At 36.0% G+C, this 12235-nt stretch carries 15 protein-coding genes and 1 pseudogene; 14 read left to right on the top strand and 2 right to left on the bottom strand.

What is annotated here, in order from left to right:
* Window positions 1–455 precede the first annotated feature (455 nt).
* The 4 genes from BLV50_RS14125 (at window position 456) to BLV50_RS32770 (ending at window position 3344) form a co-directional block, all read left to right on the top strand.
* The gene (locus BLV50_RS14125; RefSeq protein WP_090808338.1) at window positions 456–1055 is read left to right on the top strand and encodes a hypothetical protein; all 600 of its coding nucleotides are present in this window, start codon (window positions 456–458) and stop codon (window positions 1053–1055) included.
* 599 nt (window positions 1056–1654) lie between these two features.
* A complete protein-coding gene (locus BLV50_RS33450) occupies window positions 1655–2032 on the top strand; it encodes a hypothetical protein (RefSeq protein ID WP_256337951.1) in 378 nt (125 codons plus the stop codon).
* A 222-nt stretch (window positions 2033–2254) separates the two neighbouring features.
* Entirely contained in the window at window positions 2255–2668 is a 414-nt protein-coding gene (locus tag BLV50_RS14135; protein ID WP_090808340.1) for a hypothetical protein, read from the top strand.
* A gap of 37 nt (window positions 2669–2705) precedes the next feature.
* Window positions 2706–3344: a hypothetical protein gene (locus BLV50_RS32770; protein WP_090808341.1), complete on the top strand. Its 639-nt coding sequence runs from the start codon at window positions 2706–2708 to the stop codon at window positions 3342–3344.
* Between the two features lie 418 nt (window positions 3345–3762).
* On the opposite strand, the gene BLV50_RS14145 is transcribed toward BLV50_RS32770, so the two are convergent.
* The gene (locus BLV50_RS14145; protein ID WP_090808343.1) at window positions 3763–4203 is read right to left on the bottom strand and encodes a hypothetical protein; all 441 of its coding nucleotides are present in this window, start codon (window positions 4201–4203) and stop codon (window positions 3763–3765) included.
* An 88-nt stretch (window positions 4204–4291) separates the two neighbouring features.
* Complete coding sequence (locus tag BLV50_RS14150; protein ID WP_090808345.1) at window positions 4292–5125, bottom strand: hypothetical protein; 834 nt, start codon at window positions 5123–5125, stop codon at window positions 4292–4294.
* 288 nt (window positions 5126–5413) lie between these two features.
* On the opposite strand from BLV50_RS14150, the gene BLV50_RS14155 reads away from it, so the two are divergent.
* From BLV50_RS14155 to BLV50_RS14200, 10 genes and pseudogenes are all read left to right on the top strand, one after another.
* The gene (locus BLV50_RS14155; RefSeq protein ID WP_090808347.1) at window positions 5414–5662 is read left to right on the top strand and encodes a hypothetical protein; all 249 of its coding nucleotides are present in this window, start codon (window positions 5414–5416) and stop codon (window positions 5660–5662) included.
* Window positions 5663–6098: 436 nt separating this feature from the next.
* Window positions 6099–6323, top strand: a complete 225-nt coding sequence (locus BLV50_RS14160) for a hypothetical protein (protein WP_256337952.1) — start codon at window positions 6099–6101, stop codon at window positions 6321–6323.
* Window positions 6324–6550: 227 nt separating this feature from the next.
* Window positions 6551–7015 carry a hypothetical protein gene (locus BLV50_RS14165; RefSeq protein ID WP_090808348.1) on the top strand — a complete coding sequence of 155 codons (465 nt, stop codon included), beginning with the start codon at window positions 6551–6553 and terminating at the stop codon, window positions 7013–7015.
* Window positions 7016–7062: 47 nt separating this feature from the next.
* Window positions 7063–7518: a hypothetical protein gene (locus BLV50_RS14170; protein WP_090808350.1), complete on the top strand. Its 456-nt coding sequence runs from the start codon at window positions 7063–7065 to the stop codon at window positions 7516–7518.
* Between the two features lie 51 nt (window positions 7519–7569).
* A complete protein-coding gene (locus BLV50_RS14175; protein ID WP_256337953.1) occupies window positions 7570–8001 on the top strand; it encodes a hypothetical protein in 432 nt (143 codons plus the stop codon).
* A gap of 168 nt (window positions 8002–8169) precedes the next feature.
* Window positions 8170–9393: a WXG100 family type VII secretion target gene (locus BLV50_RS14180; RefSeq protein WP_256337972.1), complete on the top strand. Its 1224-nt coding sequence runs from the start codon at window positions 8170–8172 to the stop codon at window positions 9391–9393.
* Window positions 9394–9405: 12 nt separating this feature from the next.
* Complete coding sequence (locus BLV50_RS14185; RefSeq protein WP_256337954.1) at window positions 9406–9699, top strand: hypothetical protein; 294 nt, start codon at window positions 9406–9408, stop codon at window positions 9697–9699.
* A 354-nt stretch (window positions 9700–10053) separates the two neighbouring features.
* Window positions 10054–11025: pseudogene (locus tag BLV50_RS33455) on the top strand (tyrosine-type recombinase/integrase).
* A 179-nt stretch (window positions 11026–11204) separates the two neighbouring features.
* Entirely contained in the window at window positions 11205–11495 is a 291-nt protein-coding gene (locus tag BLV50_RS14195; protein ID WP_090808356.1) for a hypothetical protein, read from the top strand.
* 177 nt (window positions 11496–11672) lie between these two features.
* A complete protein-coding gene (locus tag BLV50_RS14200; protein WP_090808358.1) occupies window positions 11673–12137 on the top strand; it encodes a hypothetical protein in 465 nt (154 codons plus the stop codon).
* Window positions 12138–12235 lie beyond the last annotated feature (98 nt).

Raw genomic sequence — 12235 nt, forward strand, 5'->3', positions numbered from 1 at the left:
AAGCTTAAAGCAAGTTAGATATTCAGAATCCTTTAAGTCGGGGTAATACCAGCGTTGCTGTTACCAAGTGCAAGTGTATGGGTTAGATTGGAAATTGTTGTTTGTGATTTAGATAACATAAAGTTAACCTTATTCATAAATAATGTGAATTTTATGTCATTCCTCGCTTCAATTGCTCTGATATAATTTCTGCTAGAGCGAACCTCTCAGTAAACAAGTAACAACTCAACCAGAACAAAACACTGAGGCAAAACTTTAAAGTCATCGGAAAGTAAAGAAAAAGTATCGCCCCATTTGTTATACAGTAGTGAAGAATTATTCGCTGTATGGAAGTAGCTTGTAGCACATGGTGATATAAAAAGAAGGAACAGAAGATTTTAATCCATACGGGGATTAATTCAGTTAACAAGCGAGTAAACATGCGAAATCATAACTTCATAGTAGGAGTGTGAGATATGAAAAAAACAATATTGGCTTGTATGATGATAATGTTGATGCTAGCATCGCCTTGTGGAAATGTTGAAAAGACATCCAATCCCAATACTTCTAGTGAGCCTAAACCTGAAACTCAGGAGGCTATTATTCAAAAAAACACATCCGATTATTGTACGGTAGACCGTATAAGCTTGGATAGTGAAACTGAAAAATATTTCTATGGAACTTGGAAAGTTGAGAAGCTTTTAGGATTTGCAAATTCATATAATGATGCTTCTGAATATCCAACAGGGCAAAAATTTATTGGAGATAAAGTTATAATCGAAAAAGACTTTTTTTCATCAAAAGGACTTAAAAAGTATAAGAAATATCAATATGAACTAAAAAATCCATTATATCAGATTACGGCGACATGCTATAACTCTGACTCTTTTTATAGATATTATAAAATAGATATCCCAGACTTACATATAAATGATGAAATAAAGGCAATAGATATAAGTGACTCTTCTACAAAAATGAGCATACCTGTAAGTTTAAGCTTTTTGGCTGTTAATAACGATAGGCTTATCTTGTTATCAGAGGCAACTATTTTTGAGCTTAAAAAAATTATTGATTAACTGATTAAATGAATTAAGGTTATGTAATAAGTTCTGTGCTAATTTTTAAACAAGAAAGGTCAGTCTCTTTAGGCTGACCTTTCTTGTTTATGTCGTAAAACGTGTAAACTGCAGTGTATTAACTGGATATTTGTGAGTATAACCCATGCCTTTACTAATTTTGAACAATTATCGATTTCTTCTTTTGATCCGTATGGATAAGGGTTTGAGAAAATTAATGATTATCCCTTATTCGCCAATTCACCTTCTTAAATGTAACAATATGGGTTATCATATACGTAGTTCAGGCACTAGTAGATGGGATATGTTGTATTTGTGAAATACAAAAATTAGATATTATATGAATTCAATTGACAATTACGAGGTGATTCAATGAGAAAAAACATAGCAATAATCATACTAATGGTTGGATTGATAATAAGCATGTTTTTCAACTATCAATTCAAAGCGTACAAAGACAATCAAGAAGTTGATTACACGGTTAACTGAATCATGGAACTCAAATGGGTATAAAAGAATCAATCTACAATTTAGATAATGTGATAAAAAGCTTAGAGGACAATTCTTCGAAGGAAACAGTCATACATGCATTAGGAAATGTGGCAGTATCTTTGAAAGTGGGTGAAGAATCATTCGTCTTTCTGAAATCCGACTTCCGGGAAGATCAATTATCTTCAACCTATTTAATCTATAATGTGTTTAGAGATATGTATACGCATATAAGAGTAGAAATCATAGGCGAAATATTATCGAATAAGATATCGCTAGAAAAAGAATCGAGAAATCAACTGATTAAGGATATAGGAGTTCTTAAGCAAGATTTGGAGTATATTGATAGTCAATTTAACGAGGATATTCTGAAAGAACAAAGTCCTAAGTGGATTGAAGATAAATGGAAAGAGTTAATTGGAGAGATTGTAAATAGAAATTCGGATTTTAAGTTATATGAAAGAATTAAAATGAAATACAATCTATAAGTAGTTTGTGGAAGGCAATTGACACCTAAATAACAACATATCTACAACCGCGTTGCTTTCACTTCTCGGTTTACCGAGGGTATTTGAAGAAGTGGAGTCAGCAGGTACCCTGTACTACCTTACTGATTTGCGACAAGTCGCTGCACTCTTTAAGGTAGTGAGGGTTCGTAGATGTAAGAACACTTTATGAAATTCTCGATAAAACTTTTTTGGGGAGAACTGATGAAACCATTACAAATTATCAAAATGCCTCCATATTTTAAGATTCTTAATTGTAATATCACCGAGGTTCTAGATGGATTATTAATAGAAGACAATTCTATTTTATTTTTAGACATTTACCATGAAGAAGATCTCGATACCTACTTATCTAAAAATAAAGTATTAAAGTTAGATAATGTGATACAAATAATCGATAACTCAAATAAGATGAGTTTTATACCATATATCAAATCTAAGAAAGATTTTAATCAATATAGGTATCAAGACTGGGACTTTTCTTGTATTGTCTTTGATAAAAATTTAAAGAGTCTTTTCTACATAAGAGGGATAGAGGACGCAGGAGAGAACGGAATTAGAATAAAAGAAATGGAGCCAAACTTATATAATAAATATTTTTTTAATTATCAAGAATAGAAAGTAACTCTTAAGTAGATGAGTAAGGAGGGACATCATGAAGCTTTTTCGTGGAAAAGAAGACTTAATTCAAGGTACTGATCTTATAAAACCTTCAATATATACGCCTTTTGGAACAATTGAACTTTCTCTTGCTCTCTCCAGCGAATGTTATCTTCCTACTCACTGTGCCCAGCTCAAACATGGCGGCTCACTATACCAGTATTACTACGACTCGTTTGATTACGAGTTATTGCTCTGTAATCTGGACCATAATCTTTCTTTACCTCAGGAAGTAGACGAATGCTGGGGAGCCGTATTTAGACTCAAACCCAATGCGTATAATCAGATAAGCACGTGTAGCTTTTCTGCTTTGTGGAAAGAGGGATATAGCTGGGAAGATTACGGAGATGACACTGGAGAAAATCTTGAAGCTGTCGAATATGAGAATGAACAATACCGTCTACACATAGGAACTCAAGAAAAACCACTGATAATGCGAAAACGAATCCAAGGTGATATGATTCCTAAATCTCTTGCTTTAAACTCTGATTTTGAGAAGTATAGTTTTGTCTTACATTCTGATCAAGGTATTGAAGTATCTATGACAGAGATGGATTGCTTTCTGATCGACATCTTACTGAGCGGAGCTTGCAGAAAGTATTTGAAGAAGCAGGACGACGTGCAGGAATTGTGAAAAAAGGTGAGTATTCACGCTCTGAGACACTCCTCCACCACTCATTTGCTGGAAAACGGGACAGATCTATGATACATTCAGGAGTTACTCGGTCATACGAGTGCATGAACAACTTAGAGATATATGCATGTTAGTAGGAAAAATATTCAGGTATTCAAAGCCCACTCGATGTATGGACATGGGAGTTTAAGTTTCCTGATTATTCAGAGGAACATCACTTAACATCATATTCACGCTACGCGGAAATTCGTTCTAGGTCTTGTATTCGCCGGTATGCATGATATGAAGCGTAAGAACGTAAAAGAAAAAAGAATCGGCGAACCGATTCTCAAAGTAAGTTTCATTATTAAGGCGTAAAAAAACAATTTTCACATGATAGCAAAATCTACGTCAATTTAACTGAGTAGCTAAGCTTATCTCAATCTTGCACTTTATGATAATTACCAGTCCATGGATCAAAAACGTATGAATTTACTTCTGAATTTTTTTCTACAGAAAACATATAACCTTTTTTAATTTCATTAGATTCATCTTCTATTAAAGTATTCTTCTGCTTATTAACCACATAAGGTTCTTCTAAATTCTGAGTGACCTTATCTACCGCACTTTCATACGTGTATTGAGGAAGTGTAGTTATTGCATAAATTGGAATGAATATCAAAAAGAGTGTTTGTAAAAAAAATGCTATTTCTCTACGCTTTTTACTTAGTTGAACTTTTAAGAAATAACTCAACACTATGAAAAAGACTAACGCTCCAATAAAAGGAAACAGATCTAAAATATTATTGTAACGATATTGTAAAAAAATTAAAAAAGATATTTCTATCAGAGAAGCAATAATTATTAGTTTTCTATACATCATATCTCCTTTGAATAAGTAGTTGAAGCCAAATCAATGACATCAACTTATCTTAAATATATATTGAGTGGACTGTTTCGAAATAGCCTTAGTTAAGAAGCCAAGCATTATAGGCTCCGATTATGCAAAGATCAGTATTACTTCTTCCTTCGCCTTCAACTCTAATTGGTACCCATTCAACTTTTCCGTTCTTTGTATTAATCACTTTAGCATCTACGATCGTTCGCTTACTGCGCAGTCCAATCTTCCCGTTAGATCTTACTTCCAAGTCTTGTGCAGCAAATCTTCCATAAACTTGACCAGTAATAGCTTTGGTGATCTTATCAGCAACAATAGTTGAGCCCAGCGCTGCGAGAATAGCTACAATTATACCACCTGTGCCGACTGTGATAAGGCCGATAATCACGCCTACTATGATTGAAACTTTAGTTCCTTTATCATAATTAAGATTATAAGTTTGTCCAAAAGTGATTTTTTCTTGTTTATATAAATAACCCCATTGCTTCACATTTGGATTAGAATTGTATGCTGAATCTACAAACGTCCAATTACTAGCAGCACTAGTAGCAAAAGATTCATTGTTGCTAATCATCGGATCTGGAGCAACTTTTTCAATATAGTCACTCTCATTAGAATATTCTACTTTCCCATCATTATCAATTGTCATCATATCTCTTGTTTCTTTGTTTTTAATTGTTTGAGATTCTTTTTCGCCATTTACATAAGAAGTTACAATATATTCTTTGTCTGTTTCTTCAATTGAAACTTCCAATGTACTGCCATCCTCAGTAGGGATAACGTATGTACCCGATTCATTAGTGGTACTAGTAGTGGAGCTAAATCCACTAGCCCCTGCTACTTGAACACTTAAAATACCAACAATTAGCAGGCAAGACAACAATGACGTAAATAATTTTTTCATACGAACACTCCTTTAATTAATATACTTTTAAAACGTTTTATACCCAATCATTTCCTAATATAATACATAATATCATTTAAGGCAAATGATTATCTTTTCACCATGAGTTGTTTTTAAAGAAAGTCTGACCTCCTTCCAAGCGAATTTGGTGTATAAATTGGTGAAGATGGATCCCCTCCATCTTTGTCTCGAAGGAAATGTTATGATACAGGAACAATATTTGAATTCAGGTGCATATGATAAAATGATAGAAAGTTTTAATAATACGAATAACAGGAGGTATAACACATGAAATGGCAAGAGGTTAGAGAACTGTTTCCTGACCAATTTGTTCTGGTTTCTATCATTCATTATCATGAGGAAGATAACAAAAAAATCGTAGATGAAGTTGCACCAATTCGTACCGTATCAGAACAAGATGCGAATAAAGAGTTTTCTCGAGTAGAGCCTGGTAACGTTGTATATCATACGTCGAATCAAGACTTTGTGATTCATCTCCGTAAAGATCCATTAATGAGAGTGAGACGTAATAGGTAAAAACAACAACAGTTTATTATTGACTTGAAGTTACTAGAGTTACGTAAGTAAATTTTGAAATAACGGCTATGGTGAAATCTACTTAGAAGGAGAAGCTATACTGGGCCTTGTAACTTACCTTGATCTCAAGAAACAAGAGCAGTTCATAACGGTCGGACAAATTGTAGATGTGAAGAAGAGCAAAAATATTATTATAGTCAGAGGATTGGGACGAGGTAATAGCAAAGTTTTAATCAAAGATACTCCTATTCTGAATATAATGCAGCCAAATGACCTGATTGAAATCACGAGATTAAAATATACAAAAATGATAACGAAAAAAGTGTATAAGGACCAAGAGATACAACTTTGAGCAAGTGGTGGAAGAGTTGTAGTACTTTACATAAAATAGAGGATGAATTTTGATATACGTCTAAGGTAGAAGGAGAGAATGTAAATGAACAACATAGACTCTCATAATTGCAACCTAAATATAAGGTATGACCTGCCTGATGAAATGTGGGATAAAGTTTCTAGCGTATATGAGCGTATGCCAGGGTGGATTGGTTATAAAAGTGGAATTCCATATTGGTTTGGAACTGAAGAGGAAGATGTTTTCATTGAAGCATCCGTTGAGCCCAGTGGATTATCATTTTATGCACAGATGGATAGCGATGTATGAATGTCTTGGATAGAAACATTTAAGTTGGAAGCGTCAAAAGTGTTGGGCTTTGATATTGGTGAACCTGAAGATGGATATGTGTGATGAAGCCCAGTTTTTTCTCCCAATGATGGGGGTGTTCGTATCCAGTGGCTTGTGATTACAGGAACATGATAGGAAAGAACTGAGAATAGATAATTAAAGAGACATTCAGGATTTAAGAAAAATAAAATAGAGGAGTTCCTGAATTGAAGAATCCAAAGCGTTCAATGATTTTAATATTTCTTTTAATAATAGTAGCCCTAAGTGGTTGTAGTTCAAACAGTATGAAGGCGGATGAAATTGTTGAGGACGGGTTAATAATAAACTCGATTTCAATTGGACTGGGAGGGAGTGAAGAAGATGCAGGTATAACAGTCGTAACATATAATTTCAATCTATGGAATAGAACCAATAAATCAATAATGCTAAAAACAGTTGAGCCAATCATAAGTAAGGATATTCAGAATCAATTAATCGATAGAGACATTAAATTAAACATAAATGAGAAAATTGATGGTAATAGTTCGGAAGCAGTGGCGGGTACTTTTAGATTAGATACAAAAGGGCTTGATAAAGAAGGAATAATTAAGTTAAACATTAATGTTAAAGAATTTAATATAGCAATTGAACAAGTCATAGGAATGAATGAAGTTAATGAAGTAAATAACTAATTTCAGATAACTCCAAGAAAACATATCTAACAAAGAGGTGTATCTTTATGGAAAGAAAAAAAGAGGAAAACAATCAGATGGGTGTAATTCCAGAGCACCATAGCCCTGTACGACATATCCTTAATGAAGCAAACGGACTACACAACAATCAATTTATAGATAGTTTTAAGAAAGCTGCAGATACTCCAGATGCATATGTAATTATGGAAGGTGATGATGGAGGACAAATCTACTTGTCTTGCCCTATGAAACTAGTAAATTGCAGTGAGGAGACATTACATACTCTATTAAAAGATCTAGATACCATTGCATGGGACTGTAATGAGGGAGAAGGCCAAGGACTATTTTACGAAAAACTCTTTCCTGGTGATGGGATTAGTGGAGGTATGGGGGGAGGAGATGTTGAGGAAGGACTATGGATTCATGAAGAATTTATTGATTTACAATTATATGATGAAATTCATGAAGTCATATTAGGCAATAAAGAAAGAATAACAAAGTAATAAAATGAATGAATCATAAGGCCCATCAACATCGGATAACAAAGTGTTCATGTGGATGGGCAAACTGTTGAAGTACTGCATACAGAGAAAAAGGAATATGTGAGGTTAGCTATGGGCGTAAGAAAAAAATATAAACGTAAAATCGTTCGATCCAATCGATTATTTTATTGGTATGTTGAACCGGATATTGACGATGAAGGAATAATCAAATTACATATCGTTTCTGAGGATAAGAAGTTAATCGTCACTTATGAAGTGGGACAACACAGTGTTAAGAACAAACCTCCACATATAGTCATCATCGGAGAAGAATTCGAAGGCTGGACAACAGAATATATAGGATACAGAAGAGTACTAACACCGAAATGGAGCGATGAGATCATCATGCCAAAATTGATAGGTGAAATTATTGATTGGTGCCTTTTGATAGATAAAGAGATCATCGTTAATTGGAAAGGTGAACTTCTGCGACCTATCTCTTGAATGGAGTTTAATTGCATTTGAGAAAAGGGCTCTAGTTCAAATTGTTCAGTGGCTTATTGCTGCAGGTATTTGACACAGGTAATAAATGAACAGTAAAATCCAGATATTCCCTGAATTCAGAAACTAAATATTTAATTAGTAGGTGTGAGGTATTCTATGACGAGAATTATGGTTACGCCAGAGCAACTTTTCGCAATTAGTAAACAGTTCTCTACAGCTTATACTACTCTTCAACACATGAATGAAAGTCTTCTACGAAGCATGACTGATATAGAAGCGAACTGGGATGGGAGTACTAGAGAAAGGTTCTACTATGATTTCAAGAAGTCACAGCTTGTTATGACTGAAGTTGTCACACTTATGAGTTCAATATCAACTGTGTTACATAACCATGGAGAACGATTTCTCCAAGCTGATCACGGGTCGGAAGGGCAAGTAGACATGAACTGTTTACCACCACCACCGAATGCTTGTGGCCCACAGGAAGGTGTAGACGATCGGAATGCAGTTGAGAAGTCTGTAGATAGTTTAAAAGAGCTAGGACAAGCATTTATACAATCGGCAGATGACCGATATCAGAAGAGATATGATAGTGTAGGCGGATTTCTGGATTACTGGACATTTGGTATTCCGAGTGGACTCGTAAACGGGTATGTTGATCGAGCTGACAAAGCTTTTGAGTCGCCTCAAGACACACTGAACTGGTTGACATTTGGAGTCCATGGAACGATTAGAGAAGCCGTTTTACCTACAAATGCTTGGTCAAGTGAACATTGGTCAAGTATGCTCGGTACAGGTGGTATGGTATTAGGCGTTAGCTCTGTTTTCAAACCTAAGCTGCATATGGATACCCCTGTCAAATACGATGGCGCGGTAGATTTTAGACAGATTCTCAGTGACGGACAACGCAATGAGCTTCCGCTGACGGATAACCAAAAGATTGAGATAAAGAGTTACTTGAACAAGCTTGATTTCCCCGAAGAAAATATCTTAATCGCACAACCTGGTTATTATGATACCTGGAATACAGGCATGATGTATAATCGCTTGGTCATCAATACGGATGTCTTACCAGCAGCAGCCCCGGGAGTAGGGACTTTGAGTGCGAATACACGCATTTCAATGAATGCTACACTAGCTCACGAGATTGTTGGGCACTATGAGGCTTCTATCGCAGGCAGATCGTTCCCACTTTATGATCTTCCTCCTGAAGTCATCAAAAGAAACTATGCTCTTGATGAGGCTCAGGCAAGTATCCGGGCAGCAAGGTTTGCTCCTGAACTCAATTCTACTGAACGGTATGCTTTATTGAGAGATGCGATGGTTAGACTTCGTAATGCCGATCTCAGAGTGCGAGATGTCAAAGGCGAGCTATTCATAGATCAGAGATAAGGAGGCCATACAATGGAAACTAAAATGCTGTTTGGCGTGGGGTTAGTCTTCGATACTCCGGAATTTGGAACCATCGTTATGGGGGCTAATGAAGAGTTGGATGAACTACTGCCTTCGACAATCAAAGAGATGATCGGTGAGCAGATTATCATCAAAAAAACGGATGGGGAAGAGCAAATATTTGAAGTTGTTTCTACTCAAATTAACCATTCTATAGCCGGTAAAAAAAATATCGGTATATGTTTGGGTAAAAGTATATCCCCAGACGAAATACCTGCGGGTTCAATCGTCTACTATTATCCATGAGGACAAATTGACAGTAGGTATGCTTTGTTGAAGCTACATGGAATGGCAGTTTTTTATTGCACTGGCTGCGCATCTTTACTTTTAAAGATCATATATGTTCCGAAAGCATCGGAAGGTCATCTGATTCCCTTTTTGGGATGAGGATAGCCTTCCTTTTTATTTCTCAAGATTGCGGAGAAAGACATAGACTCAAACAAAGGAGAGTTTCTTATGAACGATGATACTACAACGGAAAAGAAGATTACCATAACTAAAGGTTCTACTCATTCATTGCATATTCGTTGTCCTTATAACCCTGCATATATTCAGCGCATTCGCCAGATTACGGGCAGAAAGTGGGAAACCAAACAGAAAATGTGGATCATACCCTACACTATTGCGGCCATCCAGGAGTTTACGAGCCAGTTTGATCCAGATGAAGTTCAGATTACCCCGGAGTTGTGGGTTGACAATGAAGAACTGCAGCAATGGAAAGCTAATAGGGGAAACAACCAGTGGAGCAAAGAACCGTTACAGAAGGCACTAAAGTTACGAGGATATAGTCGTAAAACGATCAAAGCGTATTGTAATCAGGTCGAGCGTTTTCTAAGCAGCCTTAGCCTTAAAAATAAGGATGTCACTACTTCCAATGTTCAGATGTATTGTTTAGGTTTGCTGGAGCGAGGAATTTCCCATTCTAGCGTGAATCAGGCCATTAGCGCGCTCCGCTTCTATTGCAAACATGTGCTCCATCATCCTACGGATATCCAGTATATTCGTCCCAAGAAGCAGACCAAGCTTCCGCAAGTGTTGTCCGAAAAGGAAGTTGCTCAATTACTTAAATCCGTAACCAACCCTAAACATAAGGCCATATTTTTTCTGACCTATTCTTCCGGGCTTCGTGCAGGTGAAGTTGTGCGTCTGCGTTGCACCGATCTGGATATTGAAATGCAGACACTCATTGTGAGACAGGGAAAGGGTCAAAAGGATTGGAGGACGCTTCTTTCAAGCCTCGCCTAGGATATGGTGGAGAAATACATAGATGAATACAGACCCAATCGTTGGCTGTTTCCGGGGCAATCTTCTGATCGACATCTTACTGAGCGGAGCGTGAAGAAGTTTTTTGAAGAAGCTAGACAACGCGCAGGAATTATGAAAAAGGTAAGTATTCATGCGCTGAGACACTCCTTCGCCACTCATTTGCTGGAAAACGGGACAGACCTGCGCTACATTCAGGAGTTACTTGGTCATACGAGTGCACATACAACTCAGCGATATACGCATGTTAGTATGAAAAATATCCAGCGTATTCAAAGCCCGCTGGATCGGATGGATTTGGGAGATTGAGTGTTCTGATATATCTCCCTTTTTCACCAAATTTTTCTTCGCAAATACTACACCATAGGTTATCATATACGTAGTTCACATATCATACAGGATGTGTGGTATTTACGAAGTACATAAATTAGATGTTATCGGAAATCGGACAAAGAGACTATAGAAAATGAAAAGAGTGAAATTACTTTATGGGTTTAGCTGTAAGTTTCAAATTACAAAAAATCATAGATGGCAAAGCGATTTATAACTATGGCTTGAACTTCAATAATTTTGAAGGGGAAATAGAAATAGATTTAAGTGAAACAAGTAACTCTTTAACAGAAGATGAGAATCGAGCAAAAATTAAAGCAATCTTAATTACTCCTTGTAATGGGGAATGGTCAAATTCTGGTCTTGCACTTAGAGTAGTTTCAAAAATTTATAGGAGCTACATAAAGGAACAAAAGTATATTGAATCGGGAGGACACTATGCGGGATAATTAGTGTGCATGTTATCCAATGAATTGTCCGACATCCGATAACAATATATTCACGCTTCGGACATCCGTCCTTGGCCTGGCATATGCCGGACACCCGACATACGTCGGGTCGTGAATACAGGAACGTTATGCGTAATATCTGGAAAATGAAAATTATATTAGAAAGAGAGATACTTAATGAATGTATTTTCTATAGATATGCAGACAAGTAAATATGTCAATGTAGGACATCCTGTAATAACGATTGATGGAATTCCGTTTGATTTATATCTTCACAATTTGTATCCAGATAATTTATATTTAGGTTTAATTCCGACAATTATTGATTGGATTGGACTGAAGGAAGAAGCAGAGTTTGTACTAAGACGTTTTATTTCAGAAGAAGAGATTGTTATTTTACCAATATTAATGTGTCCAGATGATTGCGATTTAACATGTACACTAATTGTTGCTGAAGTTTTAAAATCAGATGATCAAGTGATTTGGAGACGGATTGGAGTGGATTCTAGTAATCTAGGAATACCATATAATTATGAGCTAGTCGGGAAAGAAGTTACCTGGTTAGATTTAGTGCCCGAAATGAAATTTAGCAATGATAAATATATTGAGAATCTTAAAACCATTTATAAACCAATAGAATGATTTTAAGAGTTTTTAGTATCTCGTAGAAGTCAGGTACTACGCATAACATAATATTCACGCTTTGGCTCCGTTGGAGCCTTGGTCTGCGGGATGGATTT

The organism is Paenibacillus sp. 276b (genome assembly GCF_900107875.1).
In the GTDB taxonomy this organism is placed as follows: domain Bacteria; phylum Bacillota; class Bacilli; order Paenibacillales; family Paenibacillaceae; genus Paenibacillus; species Paenibacillus marchantiae.